Annotated in this window: 16 protein-coding genes and 2 pseudogenes; 16 read left to right on the top strand and 2 right to left on the bottom strand. The window is 68.5% G+C overall.

Annotated elements, in window-relative coordinates; all coding sequences use genetic code 11:
- Positions 1 to 42: 42 nt before the first annotated feature.
- The 3 genes and pseudogenes from LCHO_RS03640 to LCHO_RS23115 form a co-directional block, all read left to right on the top strand.
- On the top strand, positions 43 to 1,491 hold the full coding sequence (locus LCHO_RS03640; RefSeq protein ID WP_012345761.1) for an aminotransferase-like domain-containing protein: 1,449 nt from the start codon (positions 43 to 45) through the stop codon (positions 1,489 to 1,491).
- A gap of 105 nt (positions 1,492 to 1,596) precedes the next feature.
- Positions 1,597 to 1,764 (top strand): annotated as a pseudogene (locus LCHO_RS24345) (sll0787 family AIR synthase-like protein); the annotation flags it as partial.
- A 168-nt stretch (positions 1,765 to 1,932) separates the two neighbouring features.
- Positions 1,933 to 2,375 (top strand): annotated as a pseudogene (locus LCHO_RS23115) (hypothetical protein); the annotation flags it as partial.
- A gap of 92 nt (positions 2,376 to 2,467) precedes the next feature.
- Here the strand turns inward: LCHO_RS23115 and LCHO_RS03625 are convergent.
- The gene (locus tag LCHO_RS03625) at positions 2,468 to 3,463 is read right to left on the bottom strand and encodes an AraC family transcriptional regulator (RefSeq protein ID WP_012345760.1); all 996 of its coding nucleotides are present in this window, start codon (positions 3,461 to 3,463) and stop codon (positions 2,468 to 2,470) included.
- A gap of 205 nt (positions 3,464 to 3,668) precedes the next feature.
- Here LCHO_RS03625 and LCHO_RS03620 point away from each other — a divergent pair, with 205 nt between their 5' ends.
- A complete protein-coding gene (locus tag LCHO_RS03620) occupies positions 3,669 to 4,775 on the top strand; it encodes an alpha/beta hydrolase (protein WP_012345759.1) in 1,107 nt (368 codons plus the stop codon).
- 84 nt (positions 4,776 to 4,859) lie between these two features.
- Positions 4,860 to 5,372, top strand: coding sequence for a cyclophilin-like fold protein (locus LCHO_RS03615; RefSeq protein ID WP_012345758.1), 513 nt, complete (start codon positions 4,860 to 4,862; stop codon positions 5,370 to 5,372).
- A 93-nt stretch (positions 5,373 to 5,465) separates the two neighbouring features.
- Here the strand turns inward: LCHO_RS03615 and LCHO_RS03610 are convergent, their stop codons facing one another.
- Positions 5,466 to 6,362, bottom strand: coding sequence for a LysR family transcriptional regulator (locus tag LCHO_RS03610; RefSeq protein WP_012345757.1), 897 nt, complete (start codon positions 6,360 to 6,362; stop codon positions 5,466 to 5,468).
- Positions 6,363 to 6,489: 127 nt separating this feature from the next.
- Between LCHO_RS03610 and LCHO_RS03605 the strand changes: the two genes are divergently transcribed.
- The 11 genes from LCHO_RS03605 to fahA all read left to right on the top strand — a co-directional run bounded on the left by LCHO_RS03605 (position 6,490) and on the right by fahA (position 16,882).
- A complete protein-coding gene (locus tag LCHO_RS03605) occupies positions 6,490 to 7,470 on the top strand; it encodes a Bug family tripartite tricarboxylate transporter substrate binding protein (protein ID WP_012345756.1) in 981 nt (326 codons plus the stop codon).
- Between the two features lie 77 nt (positions 7,471 to 7,547).
- Positions 7,548 to 8,246, top strand: a complete 699-nt coding sequence (locus LCHO_RS03600; protein ID WP_012345755.1) for an RraA family protein — start codon at positions 7,548 to 7,550, stop codon at positions 8,244 to 8,246.
- Positions 8,243 to 9,166: an NAD(P)-dependent oxidoreductase gene (locus tag LCHO_RS03595; protein WP_012345754.1), complete on the top strand. Its 924-nt coding sequence runs from the start codon at positions 8,243 to 8,245 to the stop codon at positions 9,164 to 9,166. Before LCHO_RS03600 ends, LCHO_RS03595 begins: the two co-directional genes overlap by 4 nt.
- 5 nt (positions 9,167 to 9,171) lie before the next feature.
- Positions 9,172 to 10,236, top strand: coding sequence for a cyclase family protein (locus tag LCHO_RS03590; RefSeq protein ID WP_012345753.1), 1,065 nt, complete (start codon positions 9,172 to 9,174; stop codon positions 10,234 to 10,236).
- 53 nt (positions 10,237 to 10,289) lie between these two features.
- Positions 10,290 to 11,261, top strand: a complete 972-nt coding sequence (locus tag LCHO_RS03585) for a Bug family tripartite tricarboxylate transporter substrate binding protein (RefSeq protein ID WP_012345752.1) — start codon at positions 10,290 to 10,292, stop codon at positions 11,259 to 11,261.
- Between the two features lie 22 nt (positions 11,262 to 11,283).
- Entirely contained in the window at positions 11,284 to 12,207 is a 924-nt protein-coding gene (locus LCHO_RS03580; protein WP_012345751.1) for an SMP-30/gluconolactonase/LRE family protein, read from the top strand.
- Between the two features lie 141 nt (positions 12,208 to 12,348).
- On the top strand, positions 12,349 to 13,425 hold the full coding sequence (locus tag LCHO_RS23110) for a porin (RefSeq protein WP_012345750.1): 1,077 nt from the start codon (positions 12,349 to 12,351) through the stop codon (positions 13,423 to 13,425).
- 15 nt (positions 13,426 to 13,440) lie between these two features.
- Positions 13,441 to 14,415, top strand: coding sequence for a Bug family tripartite tricarboxylate transporter substrate binding protein (locus tag LCHO_RS23105; RefSeq protein WP_012345749.1), 975 nt, complete (start codon positions 13,441 to 13,443; stop codon positions 14,413 to 14,415).
- Positions 14,416 to 14,422: 7 nt separating this feature from the next.
- Positions 14,423 to 15,256 (top strand): Bug family tripartite tricarboxylate transporter substrate binding protein, encoded by an 834-nt coding sequence (locus LCHO_RS03565; protein ID WP_012345748.1) that lies wholly within the window; start codon positions 14,423 to 14,425, stop codon positions 15,254 to 15,256.
- Complete coding sequence (locus tag LCHO_RS03560; RefSeq protein ID WP_083772668.1) at positions 15,193 to 15,537, top strand: amidohydrolase family protein; 345 nt, start codon at positions 15,193 to 15,195, stop codon at positions 15,535 to 15,537. The genes LCHO_RS03565 and LCHO_RS03560 overlap by 64 nt, the downstream gene beginning before the upstream one ends.
- Before the next feature lie 28 nt (positions 15,538 to 15,565).
- Positions 15,566 to 16,882 carry a fumarylacetoacetase gene (fahA, locus tag LCHO_RS03555; RefSeq protein WP_012345746.1) on the top strand — a complete coding sequence of 439 codons (1,317 nt, stop codon included), beginning with the start codon at positions 15,566 to 15,568 and terminating at the stop codon, positions 16,880 to 16,882.
- Positions 16,883 to 17,141: the final 259 nt, after the last annotated feature.

Below are 17,141 nucleotides of genomic sequence, written 5' to 3'. Positions count from 1 at the left end.
TGATCCGGTAGATTCAGATCCATCGATATTCGATAGCATCAGATGCTCACCATGGACAACCCCACCGCCTTGCCGCGCTACCAGCAGCTCGCCGATGACCTCGGCGAGGCCATGCGGTCCGGCGTGCTGCGCCCGGGCGATCGCCTGCCCTCGGTGCGCGAGACCTGTCGCGAACGCGGCCTCAGCCCGGCCACCGTGTTCCATGCCTACGGACAGCTGGAGGCCGAGGGCCTGATCGAGGCACGGCCGCGCTCGGGCTACTTCGTGTGCACGCCGCGGCGGGCCCTGCGGGCGCCACCGCGAGCCGCACCCGCCTCGTCGACCGCGCAGCCGGTGGCCGTCAGCGCCCTGGTGTTCGACCTGCTGGGTTCGACCTCCCGGCCCGGCGTGGTGCCGCTGGGTTCGGCGTTTCCGGCGGCGCACCTGTTTCCGTTCGAGGCGCTGGCGCGCAGCGGCGCACGCACCATGCGCAAGCTCGGGCCGGCGCAGATCACCGGCGCGCTGCTGTCGGGCGACGACGGACTGCGCCAGGCCCTGCGACGCCGTTACGCGCTGCACGGCGTGGCGCTCGCCGACGACGAACTCGTCATCACCAACGGCGCGATGGAGGCGCTCAACCTGTGCCTGCAGGCCGTCACGCAGCCGGGTGACGTGGTGGTGGTCGAGTCGCCCACCTTCTATGCCGCGCTGCATGCGCTGGAACGCCTGCACCTGCAGGCGGTGGAGGTGCGCACCGATCCGCAAGAGGGGGTCGATCTGGCCGCGCTGGAAGCCCTGCTGGCCGCGCAGCCGGTGGCCGCCTGCTGGTTCATGCCCAGCTTCCAGAACCCGCTCGGTGCGCTGATGCCCGCCGCGCGCAAGCAGGCGCTGGTCGAACTGCTGGCACGTCACCGCGTGCCACTGATCGAGGACGACGTGTACGGCGAATTGCACGCCGGTGCGCGCCGTCCCCTGCCCGCCAAGGCCTTCGACCGCGACGGTGGCGTGCTGCATTGCGCGTCGTTCTCCAAATGCCTGGCGCCGGGCTACCGAGTCGGCTGGGCCGCCGCCGGGCGCTACACCGCCCAGGTGCAGCGGCTCAAGATGATGAGCTCGCTGGCGACCGCGTTGCCGCCGCAGATGGCCTTGGCCGACTACCTCGGCCAGGGCGTCTACGACCGGCACCTGCGCCAGCTGCGGGCAGCGCTGGCCGCACAGCAGCGGCGGGCGCTGCGGCTGATCGAGCGGCACTTCCCCGCCGGCACGCGCGTGACGCGGCCCAGCGGCGGCTACTTCCTGTGGCTCGACCTGCCCGAGGCCGTCGATGGCGTCACGCTGCACCGGCGCGCGATGGCGCTGTCGATCAGCACCGCACCGGGCGTGCTGTTCTCGGCCGATGCGCGCTTTGCGCACCACCTGCGGCTCAATGTGGGCCACCCGGACGACCCGCGCGTGGACGCGGCCTTGCGCACGCTGGGCGAGCTGGCCTGCGAGATGGCGGCGGGCCGTTGACGGCCACGTGGGCAGGGCGTCCACCACCGCCGGCAACGCACGCCCGCAGTCTTCGCGCGTGAGCATGCCGTAGGCGTCGTCCTCGATCAGCGGGACGCTGTAGCGCAGCTCATCAGCAGCTTCGCGGCGCAGCCGGGTGACCCGTTGCTGGTGGCGGTCGATCTGCGTGGCCAGTGGCAGGACCCGTATCCGTTCTGGAACGCGTCGACCGAGGCCCCGGCCGAGCGTCTGCGTGCCGACCTCGACCTGCTGCCACGCCTGGCCGAGGCGGGGCGGGTGGCGGCGCTGGGGCTGCCTGCCCACACCGGGCCGGTCTGCCTGCTGGTGGGCGGCGTGGAGCAGCGCAAGAACACGCCGCGCCTGCTGCACGCCTTCGCCCGCTTGCGCCGCAGCGAGGCCGCCTGGGCCGACGCCCGGCTGGTGGTCGCGGGCGGCGCCAGCCTGCGGTTTGCGCCGCAGCTGGGCGCCACGCTCGACCAGGCCGACCGCATCTACAACGGCATCAATGCCGCCATCGACAGACCCATCGCCGAGAAGGGCCTCGATGCGCCCGCGGGCGGCGTGTACGAGCCGGTGTGGGCGCCCGCGCAGGAGCGCGAGACGCTGTCGCTGGCCGGTTCGGGCATCAGCTCGACGCGCCGGTGTTCACCGGCCGCGGGCACCCGGTGCACGAGCGCGGCGTGACCCGCGTGCCGGGCCTGTATTTCATCGGCCGGCCGTGGCTGCACACCTGGGGCTCGGGCCGTTTCTCGGGCGTGGCGCGCGACGCGCACGTCATCGCCGAACGCATCGCCCACCACCGCGCGCACCAGGCTGAAGGTGACGCATGCAGAGACTTCAGGTTGCTGTTCCTGGAGAAGTCCGCGCCCGGGAGCTGTAGCTGACGAGAACGAAGAAGAATGCCCATGACAGCCGGCACGATGCGCCACTTCAGACTGGCGCGACAGCTCTTGCACCCAACGGACCGCGGCGCGCGCTACCCTGCTGCACCGGCTGCGGCCATCGATCGGCGATGGCGTCCTGGCGCCGCCGGTCCCGACATCTGCGCGCCACGGCCTGGCCGCAGCGCCTCGACGTCCCGCCGTGGTGGCGCGCCGAACAGCCTGGCGTATTCACGGCTGAACTGCGACGGGCTCTCGTAGCCGACGCTGAAAGCAGCGGTCGCGGCTTCCGCGCCATCGCTCAGCATCAGCCGTCGCGCTTCGTTCAGCCGCAACCACTTCTGGAACTGCAGCGGACTCAAGCCGGTGAGCTGCTTGAAGTGGTGGTGCAGGCCCGACACGCTCATCTGGGCCCGGGCTGCCAGGTCCTCGACCCGAAGGGGCTCGACGTAGTGCATCTTCAGCCAGTCGATCGCCCGCGCGACGCGGTGGCTCTGGCTGCCGACGGACACGATCTGTCGCAAACGGGGCGCCTGGTCGGTGGCCAGCAGCCGGTAGTGGATCTCCCGCTGGATCAAGGGGGCGAGCACGGGGATGGCCGCCGGTTCGTCGAGCAGCGCCAGCAGGCGCGCGATCGGCTCCAGCATCGCCGCCGTGACCCCGCCGACACCGACGCTGCCCTGCAGCGAACGTTCGCGCGGCGGTGCCTCGGGTTCCCGCGCGATCAGTTCGGCGAGCAGTCGGACGTCCAGCCTGAGCACCAGGCCGACGCAGGGCTTGGGCACCGATGCAGCGATGACCTCCGAGTTGGCCGGCAGGTCCAGCGATGTGACCAGGAACCGCTCGGCGTCGTAGACGTAGCCCTCACCGCCGACCAGCAGGCGCTTGGTGCCCTGGGCCACCATCACGATGCTGGGCTGCACCATGCAGACCGCGGGACGGGCCGGCGCCTCGCGCCGGAAGAGGCCGAGTTCGGCCATGGGCGTCGCGCAGTCCGCCAGGCCGCGTGTGTGTCGTTCGATGACGCCTGCGATGTCAGTCTGCAGCGTTGCGATGCGGCTGCGACGGTCTCTTTCGGGTGAGCTCTGCATGGAATTGACCCATTCGCCGACGGGCTTGTACGGTAGCTGAATCCGACGCCACAGTCCGGGCCTCTGGAGGATCAGGCAAGAACTCTGCAGCAACGGTCTACCGCTCGGCGGCTGCGGATCGGAACATTGGTGCCACGCATCCAAGGCGCTTCGCCAGCCCGCCGTCCGGTGGGCGCAAGGCATTGGATCCTTCGGAGCCACCCCCATGAGCACATCCCTGTCTCGCAAGCGCTTTCTTCAAGGTTCCGCCGCGGCCGTGGCCGCAGCGCTCGTCACCTCCCGGGAGGTCTTGGCGAACCCCGCCACCCCTTCAACCGCAAAGCCTGCCATGCCGCTGACCATCGTCTGGGACAAGACCTTCCCCAAGAGCCCCAAGGTCGATCACCACAAGGTGACGTTCAAGAACCGCTACGGCATCACGCTGGCCGCCGACCTCTACGTGCCGAAGAACGCCGGCGGGCGCAAGCTGGCCGCGCTCGCGGTGTGCGGCCCCTTCGGCGCGGTGAAGGAGCAGTCCTCGGGGCTGTATGCGCAGACGCTGGCCGAGCGAGGCTTCGCCACGGTCGCCTTCGATCCCTCTTTCACCGGCGAAAGCGGCGGGCAGCCGCGCAACGTCGCCTCGCCCGACATCAACACCGAGGACGTCAGCGCCGCGGTGGACTTCCTCGGGCTGCAGCCGCTGGTGGACCGCGAGCGCATCGGCGTGGTCGGCATCTGCGGCTGGGGCGGCATCGCGCTCAACGCGGTGGCGGTGGACAAGCGTGTCAAGGCGGTGGTGGCAAGCACCATGTACGACATGTCGCGCGTCATGTCCAAGGGCTACAACGACAGCGTGACCCCCGCGCAGCGCGCGCAGGCGCTGGAGCAGCTGAGCCGCCAGCGCTGGGTCGATGCGGAGAAGGGCAGCCCCGCGGTCGGCCCGGTGTCCCTCGAGCTCAAAGGCGGCGAGCCGCCCTTCGTGGTGGAGTACGCGGGCTACTACAAGTCGCGCCGGCGCGGCTTCCATCCGAGGGCGATCAACTCGAACAGCTCGTGGACGGTCACCACGCCGCTGTCGTTCATGAATGCGCCGCTGATGACCTCCATCGCCGAGATCGCGCCGCGGCCCCTGCTGCTCATCCACGGCGAGAAGGCCCACTCGCGCTACTTCAGCGAAGCCGCCTTCGCGGCCGCGGCGCAGCCCAAGGAACTGCTGATCATCCCCGGCGCCAACCACGTCGATCTGTATGACCGTCTGGACGTGATCCCGTTCGACAGGATGGCTGCCTTCTTCGAGACGAACCTGAAGCCGGCTGGGGCAGGCCATGTCTGAACGCAAGCGGTGGGCGACATGCCGCGCCTGGACGCAGCGCGCGGGCCGGGCGCTGGACCGACAACTGGCATCGAAACGAACGCCATGAAGGGGACCGCCTTGCGCACATCGTTCGATCTCGGTGGCCGGCGCTGGCGCCATGCGGCGGGGCTCGGCTTGGCGGCCGCGCTCGCGACGGGCACCGTCGGCAGCCTGGCCGCAGACGACCTCCGCCACACACAAGCTGCCATGGCGTCCCAGGAGAAGACCCACATGTGGATGACCATCGGCGGCACGCACCGCTTTGCCGTGACACTGGAGAACAACCCGACCGCGCGGGCGTTTGCGCAGATGCTCCCGCTGACGCTCGACATGCCCGACCTGAACGACAACGAGAAGCACGTGCGCTTGCCGCACAGCTTGCCGACCCACGCGCAACGGCCGGGAACGATCCGAACCGGTGACGTGATGCTTTACGGCAGCGACACCTTGGTGGTGTTCTACAAGACCTTTCCGTCGAGCTACAGCTACACGCGAATCGGGCGCGTCACCCCGGTGGATGGGCTCGTGCAGGCATTGGGGACGGGCAGCCAGCGCATCGGCTTCGCTCTGGACTGACGCCGAGGACGCGACGCAATGGGTTGCACGGCTCTCGGCGCGTCTGCACGCTCAGTGGCCCAAGGCTCACCGCCTGTCCTTCGAGACACGGCCTCATTCTCCGGCCCCGTGGCCGGCCTCACCCAGAAACGAGATCAACAACCGGGCCGCGGGCAACAGATAGCGGGTCTCGCGGTAGGTCACGACCAGGCGCCGATGCATGGTCGTTTCCTTCAACGGCACTTCCTTGAGCGGCGACCGGCTCTCGAACGGTCCGAGATGATGGCGCGAGATGAAGCTCAGGAGTCCCGTTTCGGCGATCAGCGCGGGCAGCATCAACAACATCGTGCTCTCGACCTGGACTTGCGGTCGCGGCAGGCGTTTTCGATCGAAGGTGTGATCGAGCCAGTCGCGCGTGGGTGCGCCTGGGGGCTGCAGAACCCATCGAAACTTCGTCAGATCACGCAAGGTCGGCGGGTTGGCGAAGATCGGATGCGTCGCACTGGCGGCCACGACGATGGGGTCCTCGGCCAGGCGCTGCGACGTGAACCCGGCCTCCGGGGGACTTTCGGTGGCGACCATCAAGTCGAGTTCACCGGCGTGCAGCAAGGGCTTGAGCGTGTCGATCAGGCCGACGACCGTTCTCAGGGTCACCTCGGGTGCCACCGACATCAGCTGCCGCGCGGCCGGCGGCAGGATGAACTGGGCGGCGGTCGGCACGATGCCGATGCGGATGTGGCCTGACAGGCCACGGTCGATGTCGCCGATCTCCCGGCGGGCATCCTCGACATCGAAGCGCACACGCTGCGCCCACTTGAGCAAGACCTTGCCCGCTTGCGTGAGCCGGATCCCCCGTCCCGCCTTCTCGAACAAGGGGGCGCCGACCGCCTCCTCCAGACGCCGCACGCTGCTGGTCAGCGCGGGCTGCGTGCGATGCAGGCGTTCGGTCGCGCGCCCGATGTGTTCCAGCTCGGCGATGGTCTCGAAGTAGCGCAGGTCACGCAGGTCCATTGCAAAAGCTCCGTTTATGAATCTCAAGAAACTATCGATTGGACCGTATCTGTCGTGACGCCAATACTTCAGTCACACAACACGGGATCCTGCAGTCCGCAGCCAGCCCGTCCAGACGGAGACATCCATGCAATCGACACGACGCGCGCTGCTGGCCATCACGGCCACGTTCGCCGCCACGACCCTCAGCACCGGCGCCCTGGCGCAGGCGTTTCCGAACAAGGCAATCCGCGTCGTGGTGCCGTTCCCGCCGGGCGGCGGCACCGACATCATCGCGCGTGAGGTGACGCAGAAGGTCGCCGCGGCGACCGGCTGGACCTTCGTCATCGACAACAAGCCCGGTGCCGGCGGCAACCTGGGTGTCGATGCGGTCGCGAAGTCCCCCGCAGACGGCCACACCTTGGTGCTGGGTCAGACCAGCAACCTGGCCATCAACCCCACGCTCTACGCCAAGCTGCCGTACAACCCGCAGAAGGATCTGGCACCGATCGGGCTGGTGGCGAGCGCGCCGCTGGTCATCGTCGTGCCGGCGCAGTCCGTGTTCAAGACGCTGCCGGACCTCGTGGCAGCCGCCAAGGCCAAGCCCGGCGAAGTGAACTTCGCATCGCCCGGCAATGGCACGGTCGCCCACCTCACGGGCGAACAATTCCAGAAGACGGCGGGCATCACGTTCCAGCACGTGCCCTACAAGGGCGCCAACCAGGCACTGAACGACGTGATCGGTGGCCAGGTGCAGCTCTATGTCTCGTCGGTGCCTTCGGTGCTGGCCCAGATCCGCACGGGGAAACTGCGCCCGCTGGCTGTCACGTCGGCCAAGCGCGTCGATGACCTGCCGCAGACCCCGACCGTCGGCGAGAGTGGCTACAAGGGCTTCGATGCCGTCACCTGGTTCGGTTTTCTCGCGCCTGCCGGAACGCCCAAGGACATCGTGACCCGGCTCAATGCCGAGTTCAATAAGGCGCTGCAGCAACCCGACCTGCGCAAGCGCCTCGGTGACGAAGGCGCCGACCCGATGGGCGGCTCGGCCGAGCAGTTTGCCGACCTGATCCGCGACGACATCGTGCGCTGGGGCAGGACCGTCAAGGAATCCGGCGCTCGCCTCGACTGACGCGCCATCGCGCGCACATCACGCGACGCCTGCGCGTTCGCCGCACGTACCTCCCCCGACCTTTCCAGGAGATTCTCATGAGTCAAGCCGCCGCATTGCCCGACGTGATCCGCAGCATCGAGCGCGTGGATGCCGCCACCGTCGCCGCAGCCGCCCAGTACCCCTCGTCGATCCTCGCCGACGTCGCCGGCCGGCGCGGTGCCTTGAGCGGCCGCATCGCGCCGCTGGCGCCGTCGATGCGCTTTGCGGGTCCGGCCATCACGGTCGAGGTGCGTCCGGGCGACAACCTGATGATCCACGCCGCCATGGCGGTCGCCCAAGCCGGTGACGTGCTGGTGATCGACGGCAAGGGCGACCTGAGCAGCGCGCTGATGGGCGAGATCATGTCGCAGCAGTGCGTGGCGCTGGGCATCGTCGGCGTGGTCATCGATGGCGCGGTGCGCGACAGCGAGGCGATCCGCGAACTCGGCTTTCCGATGTATGCCGCAGGCCTGAATCCGAACGGCCCGACCAAGAGCATCGCGGGGCGACTCAATCATCCCATCTCGATCGGCGGTGTCAGCGTCAACCCGGGCGATCTGGTCGTCGGCGATGCCGACGGCGTGACGGTGATCGAGCGCGACAAGGCCGCCGCCATGCTGCCGCTCGCAGCCGAGAAGGTCGCTGCCGAAACCAGGCGCATCGCCGACATCCGCAGCCGCAAGGCCCTGCGCCCGGGCTGGCTGGACGCTGCGCTGCGCGCTGCCGGCGTGATCAAGGAAGGCGAAACGCTGTGAGCGCGATCAAGCCAACCTTCCTCGTCACGGGCAGCGATCTCGCCGCCGCGGCGCTGGCGCTGCTGCACGACCACGAGGTCGTCTATGCCGGCAAGACGCCGACCGAGGATCACATCGTCGCGCTGTGCCGGCAGCACGACCCGGTGGCGATCATCGTGCGCTACAGCAAGGTGGGCGCCGCCGCGATGGACGCCGCGCCAAGCCTGAAGGTGATCTCCAAGCACGGCAGCGGCACCGACACGATCGACAAGAGCGCCGCCGCTGCGCGTGGCATCCAGGTTGTCGCGGCGGCCGGCGCCAACGCGGCGGCCGTCGCCGAGCATGCGCTGGCGCTGTTGATGGCCTGCGCCAAGTCGGTGGTCACGCTCGATGCCCGCATGCGTCAGGGCCACTGGGACAAGGCAACCCACAAGAGCGTCGAACTCGAAGGCCGCACGGTCGGTTTGATCGGACTCGGTGCGATCGGCCAACGCTTCGCGCGCATGGCCGACGCGATGGGCATGCGCGTGCTCGGCTTCGACCCTTTTGCCAAGGAGCTGCCGGACTACATCGAACGCGCCGAGCTGGCGACGATCTGGCGCGAGTCGGACGTGATCTCGCTGCACTGCCCGCTGACGCCCGAAAACGCGAAGCTGCTGAATGCGCAGACGCTGGGCGCCTGCAAGAAGGGCGTGATCGTCGTCAACACCGCACGTGGCGGCCTGATCGACGAGCCAGCGCTGCTGGCGGCCATCCGCAGCGGGCAGGTGGGCAGCGCGGGGTTGGACAGCTTCGCCGCCGAACCGATGACGGCGCCGCATCCCTTCCACGGCGAAGCGCGCATCACGCTGAGTCCGCACATCGGCGGCGTCACCGCCGATGCCTACGTCAAGATGGGCGTGGCCGCGGCGAAGAACGCACTGGCCGTGCTGCAGGGCTGAGCGCCATGACGCAGCGCTGGGTTCAGGCACCACCTGGCAGCCACTGGGGCGAGTTCGGTCCGGACGACCACCTCGGGCGAATGAACCTCGTCACGCCGCAGAAGGTGCTGCAGGGCATCGCCGAAGTGCGGCACGGTCGCACCTTCTGTCTGAGCCTGCCGCTGGACGTGCCCGGCGGCCAGGCGATGAACCCGCGCCGCATCGCGCCGCGCCGTTATGCCGTGACGCGTGACGGCAAGAGCGCGGGCCAGCAGGGCTTCTGCTGGTCCTACGCCGGCGAGGATCCGGATCTCACCGATGTCGTCAACGACGACCTGGTGCTGATGAGCCTGCAGTACTCCACGCAGTGGGACAGCCTGGCCCACGTCGGCAGCCGCTTCGACGCCGATGGCGACGGCGTCGACGAGGCGGTCTTCTACAACGGCTTCCGCGCCGGCGAAGACATCATCGCGGCCACCGAGGACCGTGCGGCCGGTGAACCGCATGCACGCTACCCGCAGCCTGCGGCGAAGGCGCTCGGCATCGAGCGCCTGGCCGAGCACGGCGTGCAGGGCCGTGGCGTGCTGATCGACCTCGCGCATCACCTCGGCCGACGTCGCCAGGCGGTCGGCTACGACACGCTGATGCGCATCCTGGAGGCCGACGGCATCGAGGTCGAGGCGGGCGACATGGTGTGCCTGCACACCGGGTTCGCCGACACGCTGCTGGCGATGAACCGCTCGCCGGACGTCGCGCGGCTGCACGAGACCGGCAGCGGCCTCGACGGCTGGGATGCCAGGCTGCTGAACTGGATCGTCGATGTACGCCTGGCCTGCCTGGTCGCCGACAACCCTGCCGTCGAACTGGTGGTGCCCAAGGTCTTGCAGTTGCGCCCGCTGCGGCAGGCGCGGCTGCCGCTGCACGCGCACTGCCTGTTCAAGAGCGGCATCCACCTGGGCGAACTCTGGTACCTGACCGAGTTGGCCGGCTGGCTGCGATCCGAGCACCGCCATCGGTTCCTGCTGACCGCGCCGCCCCTGCGGCTGCCCGGTGCGGTGGGCTCGCCGGCCACGCCGATCGCCACGGTCTGAACCCCGCAACAGACAACCGACAACAACGAAATCAACGCCCCCCGGAGACACCCATGAAGACCCGAATTCGCATCGCCCTGGCTGCGGCCGCCCTCACCGTTTCTGCGCTCGCCCAGGCCCAGGCCTGGCCCGCCAAGCCCGTCAAGATCGTCGTGCCCTATGCACCGGGTGGGGCGGTCGATGTCGTGACGCGCAAGATCGCCGCCAAGCTCCAGGAGCAGACCGGCCAGACCTTCTTCGTCGAGAACAAGGCTGGCGCCACCGGCACGATCGGCCTGTCGTCCGTGGTGCATGCACCGGCCGACGGCTACACGCTGGCCGCCAACGACACGACCTTTGCGCTGCTGCCGCACATCTTCAAGAAGCTGCCGTTCGACCACGAGCATGACCTGGTGCCGGTCAGCGCCTTCGTCTTCGCGCCGATGGGCGTGGTCGTCAAGGGGGACTCGAAGTACCGCACGCTGGCCGACCTGATCGGCGCGGCCAAGGCCGAGGCCGAGGCCAACAAGGTGACCTACGGCACCGGCGGCGCCGGCACGACGCCGCACTTCGTCAGCGAAGCGCTGGGCATTGCCGCCGGCGTCAACTTCATGCACGTGCCGTACAAGGGCGCGGGCGAGGCCACCATGGCGATGCTGTCGGGCACCATCGACTTCCAGGTCGCCTCGACACCGGGCGTGATGGGCAACGTCAAGGGCGGCAAGGCGCGCCTGCTGGCAGTCAGCGGCGCCAAGCGGTTGGCCGCGTTGCCCGAGGTGCCGACCTTTGCGGAGGCCGGCATCAAGAACTTCGGCCTCATCAACTTCACCGGCCTGTGGGCACCCAAGGGCACACCGCAGGCCGTGACCGACCGACTGCAGAGGGAAATCGCCACCGCGATGGCCTCGGCGGACATGAAGGCCTTCTCCGAAGGCATCGCCTCCGAGCCGGGCTACTGGGACGCGGCGACCTTCGCCAGGGATCTGCACGAGCGCACGGCGTACTGGGGCAAGGTGGCGGCCAACACCGCCTTCGAGCGCCAGTGACCGGCATCGACGGAGGCCGCTGATGTTCCTGCTGCAAGCACCCCGGATCCACGACATGGCGGTCTTCACGCGCCTGCCCGAGCGCTTTCGCCGCACCGGTGTGCGCTCGGACTGGGCCGATGCAAACCGCGGCGGCCAGCCCACCGATTGTTTCCTGGAAGGTCCGGTGTTCGATGCGGCAGGCCATCTGTACGTGAGCGACATCCCTTTCGGGCGCATCTTCCGCATCGACCCCGCGGGCGAGTGGGAGCAGGTGGCCGAGTGGGCGGGCGAGCCCAACGGCATGAAGTTCCTGAACGACCGCGAACTGCTCGTCACCGACTACCGCAACGGCCTGATGGCCTGCGACGTGATCACCGGCGAGGTGCGCCCCTACCTCGACCGTCGCAACAGCGAGCGCTTCAAGGGCGTCAACGACCTGGTCTTCGACAGCCACGGCAACGTCTACTTCACCGACCAGGGGCAGACCGGCCTGCACGACCCGACCGGCCGCCTGTACCGGCTGCGCCCCGATGGCCGGCTCGACCTGCTGCTGGCCAACGTGCCCAGTCCCAACGGCGTGGCACTGTCGCCCGACGAGCGTGTGCTCTACCTGGCCGTCACGCGCGGCAACCAGGTCTGGCGCGTGCCGCTGCTGGACGACGGCAGCGTGTCCAAGGTGAGCGCGTTCTTCACCTCGTACGGACCGAGCGGGCCGGACGGCCTGGCGGTCGACGAGGCCGGTCGCGTGATCGTCGCCAATCCGGGGCTGGGTCTGGCCTGGGTGCTGAACCATCGCGCCGAACCTGAGCGGGTCCTGCGCAGTTGCGCCGGCAGTTCGCTGACCAACATCGCCTTCGGCGGGCCTGATCGCAAGACGCTGCATGCCACCGAATCCGTCACCGGATCGGTGCTGCGGGTGGCGCTGGACACGCCCGGACTGACCCTCCATCGGGCGGCCCGCTGACCACGCAGGACGTCCCTCACGAGAAACGTCCCCCCAGAACCTGGCCTCGTGGCCAGGCGGTCATTCGTCAAAGAGAAGACGGCAGCCAGCCACGACGGGTTTCGTCCTGGCAATTCAATCTAGATCTGGAGACTTCGCAACATGGAAAAGATCGTCATCGTGTTGGGCCTTGCTTCGCTGGGACTGAGTCACGGCGCCCATGCCCAAAGCAGTGTTTCAGTGTCCGGCGTCCTGGATGCCGGGCTGCGAAACGTCAGCAACAGCGGCCTGCCCGCACTGACCACCCTGGTCAGCGGGTCGAATGCCACGAGCCGTCTGGCGGTTCAGGGGACCGAAGACATCGGTGGTGGCCTGTCTGCGGGCTTTCATCTGGAGCATGGTCTGAATGTGGCCAATGGCACGGCCACGACAGCGACTCAATTCTGGGATCGGCGGGCGACGGTCAGCCTGGCCGACAGCCGTTTCGGCGAATGGCGCCTGGGCCGGGATTTCATCCCGACCTACACGAACTGGAGCCGTTATGACCCCTTCGGTCACGTCGGGGCGGCCAGTGCCGGCAACCTGGTGTCGACCACGCCGGTCGGGCCGTTGCGCAATTCATTCGGCACCAACCCGAACACGACGGTTCGGGCCAACAGCGAGGTTCAATGGCTGCTCCCCAAGAATCTCGGTGGCGTTGAAGGATCGGTGATGCTCACCAAGGCTGGCGACACCTCCGCAGCGAGCGGCGCCAACAACGTGAAAGGTTTCCGCCTGGGTTGGAGTGGCGGACCGCTCAGCGTCGGATTGGCCCATACGCGCACTCGGAACGATCTGACCGTGGCCGGCGCCCTGACCGATTCATCCGTCGGTGGTATCTACAACTTCGGAGTCGTGCGGCTCAGCGCCGTGGTCCGGCACATCAAGCAGGCCGATGCCAAGCAGACCAACCAGCTGCTTGGCGCCTGGGTGCCTGTGGGCGCGGGTGAGATCCGTCTTTCAGTGCAGCGGGCAGACCTGTCCGGGCGTGTCGGAGCGGCCGTGGTGGATGCGAATGATGCGGTTCAAGTCGGCCTGGGTTATGTCCGTTCGCTGAGCAAGCGCACGGCGCTCTACACGACCTGGGCACGCATCGCCAACAGCGGAGCGGGCACGCGAACCATCAGTGGCGGCACCAGCGGAATGGCTGGTGGCGGCACGTCGAAGGCGATCGAACTCGGCCTGCGGCACAACTTCTGATCGAGAGACATGGCCATGCTCGGAAAACCCACCCTGTCGGCAATTGGCGCGATCGTCGCTGCAACGGCCGCTGCGGCGCAAACCTCACCGCCCTACCCGCAGCAGCCGGTCAAGCTCGTGGTCGGCTTCGCGGCCGGCGGCCCCTCGGATCTGGTCGCGCGGGTCTTTGCCGACCAGGCGGCCAAGTCGCTGTCGCAGACCGTCATCGTCGAGAACAAGCCCGGCGCCAATGCCGTGCTCGCCACCGAAGCGGTCGCCGCGGCCAAGCCCGATGGCCTCACGCTGCTCGCCGCCGCCACCAACCACACGATGATCCCGGCGCTGTACACCGGGCGCATCAAGTTCGATGCGGCCAAGTCCTTCGTGCCGGTCTGCACGCTGGCCAGCAGCGCGACGGTGCTGGTCGTCGGCCCCTCGATGCCGGTCAAGACGGTGGGCGAGTTCCTCGATCGGGTCAAGGCCAGGCCGGACACGGCGACCTACGCCACGCCCGGGCAAGGCAGTTCGCCGCATCTGGCCACCGAACAGTTCCGCAAGCTGGCCGGCCTCTCGATGATCCACGTGCCTTACAAGGGCGCAGCGCCCGCCGTGACGGATCTGATCGGCGGCCAGGTCGATCTCTCGTTTGCCACCGTGGGGTCGGTCCTGCCGCACATCAAGTCCGGCAAGCTGACGGCGCTGGCGGTCGCATCGCGGCAGCGCTCGGCGCTGTTGCCGCAGGTGCCCACCTTCGAGGAGGTCGGCATCAAGGGCTTCGTCATCGACACCTGGTACGGCCTGCTCGCCCCGGCCGGAACGCCGGTGGAGGCCCTGCGCGTGCTGACGCGCGAAGCCAACGACTTCGCCCGTTCGCCGGCGGTGCGCGAACGCCTGGCCGGCGCCGGTCTGGAGCCGCAAGGCGTCTGCGGCGAACCCTTCGTCGCGCAGATCGCCCGCGAAATCGATGCCAACACCCGCATCGCGCGGGAGCTCAACCTCAAGACGGAGTGAGCCAGTCATGTCGAACACCACCCGACGCCTGCTGGCGCTCGCCCTTGTCTTCGGGGCTCTGACGCAGCCGATGGGCATCCACGCCCAGGGCGTCTATCCGGACAAGCCGATCAAGCTGATCGTGCCGTTCCCGCCCGGCGGCAACGTCGATCTCAACGCACGCATCCTTGGGCCCGAACTGTCCAAGGAACTGGGGCAACCCGTGATCATCGAGAACAAGTCCGGTGCCGGCGGCACGCTGGGGCTCGATGCGGTAGCGAAGTCGGCTCCCGACGGCTACACGATCGGCATGGCCTCGCCCGTGAACCACCTCGCGGCGCCGTCGCTGTACCCGAAGCTGCCGTATGACTCGATCAAGGACTTCACGCCGGTGGGCCTGATCGCCAGCGTGCCGATGGTGCTGGTGGTCGGCCCATCGTCCCCGGTGAAGTCGGTGCAGGAGCTGTTGACGATGGCACGCGCCCGGAATGGCGCGATGACGATGGCTTCGGCCGGCAGCGGCAGTGGCAGTGGCAACCACATCGTCGGCGAACTGTTCCAGGACGCGACCGGCACGCGCTTCGTGCATGTGCCCTACAAGGGCAGTGCGCCGGCCAATACCGACCTGGCGGGCGGTCACGTCGACATCCACTTCGACCAGCTCTCGTCGGTGCTGCCGCTGGTGCAGGGCGGCAGGCTGCGGCCGCTGGCAGTGACGACGGCCAGACGTTCGCCGTTGATGCCCGACGTCCCCACGCTGGCCGAGGCCGGCGTGGCAAGGTTCGATGCGTCGACCACATGGGGCGTACCCCGGCGCTGCTGGGCGCCCGACACCCGGGCATCCAGGCCCTGGCGGATCTGATGACGGGCGGTCCCGTCTGGGTCAAGCTGTCGGGCATCGCCAACATCTCGGACGCCGCGCCCGGGTACGACGATGTGCGTGCGATCCATGAGGTCCTGCTGGCAGCCAGACCCGAGCGCCTGCTGTGGGGCTCGGACTGGCCACACACCAAGCCGGCGGGCACCCGGCCCCAGACCGACGCACTGCTGCGGCTCTTCCAGGAATGGACACCGCCTGGCCAGCACACGGCGATCCTGTCCACCAACGCCGCACGCCTGTACCGCCTCGACGCCTTGCAGTAAGGTCACGGGCCCCACTTCTTCCCAAGCCATGGCCCACCTGAACGAAACGCACGCGCCCTCGTTGCGCAGCTGGATCGACAGCGCGAATGCGCACGACACGGATTTCCCGATCCAGAACCTGCCGTTCGCGGTGTTCCGGCGTGACGGCACCGACGAGCCGTTCCGAGGCGGCGTGGCCATCGGTGACCAGATCGTGGACCTGGCAGCGCTGGCCGCCGAGCGCCCTTTCACAGGCGACGCCAGCGTGGCCTTGCAGGCGGCAGCCAGCGATTCTTTGAATGGCTTGATGGCGCTCGGCCCGACAGCCTGGTCTGCGCTACGCCTGGCGCTTTCGAAGGCGCTGCGCATGCAGTCGGCGTCCAGGGGCCTGGTGGAAGCCTGCCTGGTTCCCCAGGCCGCGGCGGAGTTTGCCGTCCCGGCCCGGATCGGCGACTACACGGACTTCTACACCTCGGTCCATCACGCCACCAACATCGGCAGGCAGTTCCGACCGGACCAGCCGCTGCTGCCCAACTACAAGTGGGTGCCGATCGGCTATCACGGGCGGTCTTCAAGCATCGGCGTGTCGGGCCTGTCCTTCCCGCGGCCGATCGGCCAGATGATGCGACCCGGTGCGCCGTCGCCTGTGGTCGGGCCTTGTGAGCGACTCGATTACGAGCTGGAACTGGGCATCTTCATCGGGCCGGGAAACGCGACGGGCCGGCCCGTGTCGATGGATGAGGCCGAATCGCAGGTGTTCGGGCTGTGCCTGCTCAACGACTGGTCGTCGCGGGACGTCCAGGGCTGGGAATACCAGCCGCTCGGCCCCTTCCTGTCGAAGAATTTCGCCACGACCCTTTCTCCCTGGATCGTGACGTTCGAGGCCCTCGCGCCCTTCAGGGTGCCGTTCGTGCGGCCGGCCGGTGACCCGGATCCGCTCCCCTACCTCGATTCCCCGGCCAACCGGGCCGAGGGCGCGCTGGACATCCGGCTGGAGGTCGACCTGCAGTCCCGACTCATGCGCGAGCGCGGCCTGAGTCCCCAGTGTCTCACCTCGACGAGCTACCGTCATGCCTACTGGACCCCCGCGCAGTTGGTGACCCACCACACGATGAACGGCTGCAACCTGCGACCGGGCGATCTGTTCGGCAGTGGCACTCTTTCAGGCCCGACGCTTCAGGAGGCCGGGGCGCTGATCGAGCTGACGGTGGGCGGCCAGCAGCCACTGACCCTTGCGGGCGGTGAATCCCGAACCTACCTGGTCGATGGCGACAGCGTGACCTTGCGCGGCTGGTGCGAGGCGCCCGGGGCTGTGCGCATCGGATTGGGTGCCTGCATCGGGACGGTGCTGCCCACGACATCATGACGTTCGCCTCGCCATCCGCGAAGCGCTGTTCGGATCAGCACGTGCGCCGCAATGCGGACCGCTTTGCGCGCAGGGGGGGTGACTGCCGGCGGTTCCTCAGCCGGCTCGGCGGGCTGCTGTGGTGCCGGCTTCTTCAAGTCGTGGAAATGCTCCGTGGGCAGCATCACTGGATCAGGCCCGGAGGGCGCGGTCCTTGATGGTTCGATGCTGCTCGTTCATGTCCCTTTGCTGCTATGAAGCTGTAGAGGTTTTTGTCGGG

The organism is Leptothrix cholodnii SP-6, assembly GCF_000019785.1.
Lineage (GTDB): Bacteria > Pseudomonadota > Gammaproteobacteria > Burkholderiales > Burkholderiaceae_C > Sphaerotilus > Sphaerotilus cholodnii.
The sequence above is the reverse complement of the archived record's forward strand: the minus strand, read 5'-3'. Positions and strand labels throughout refer to the sequence as shown.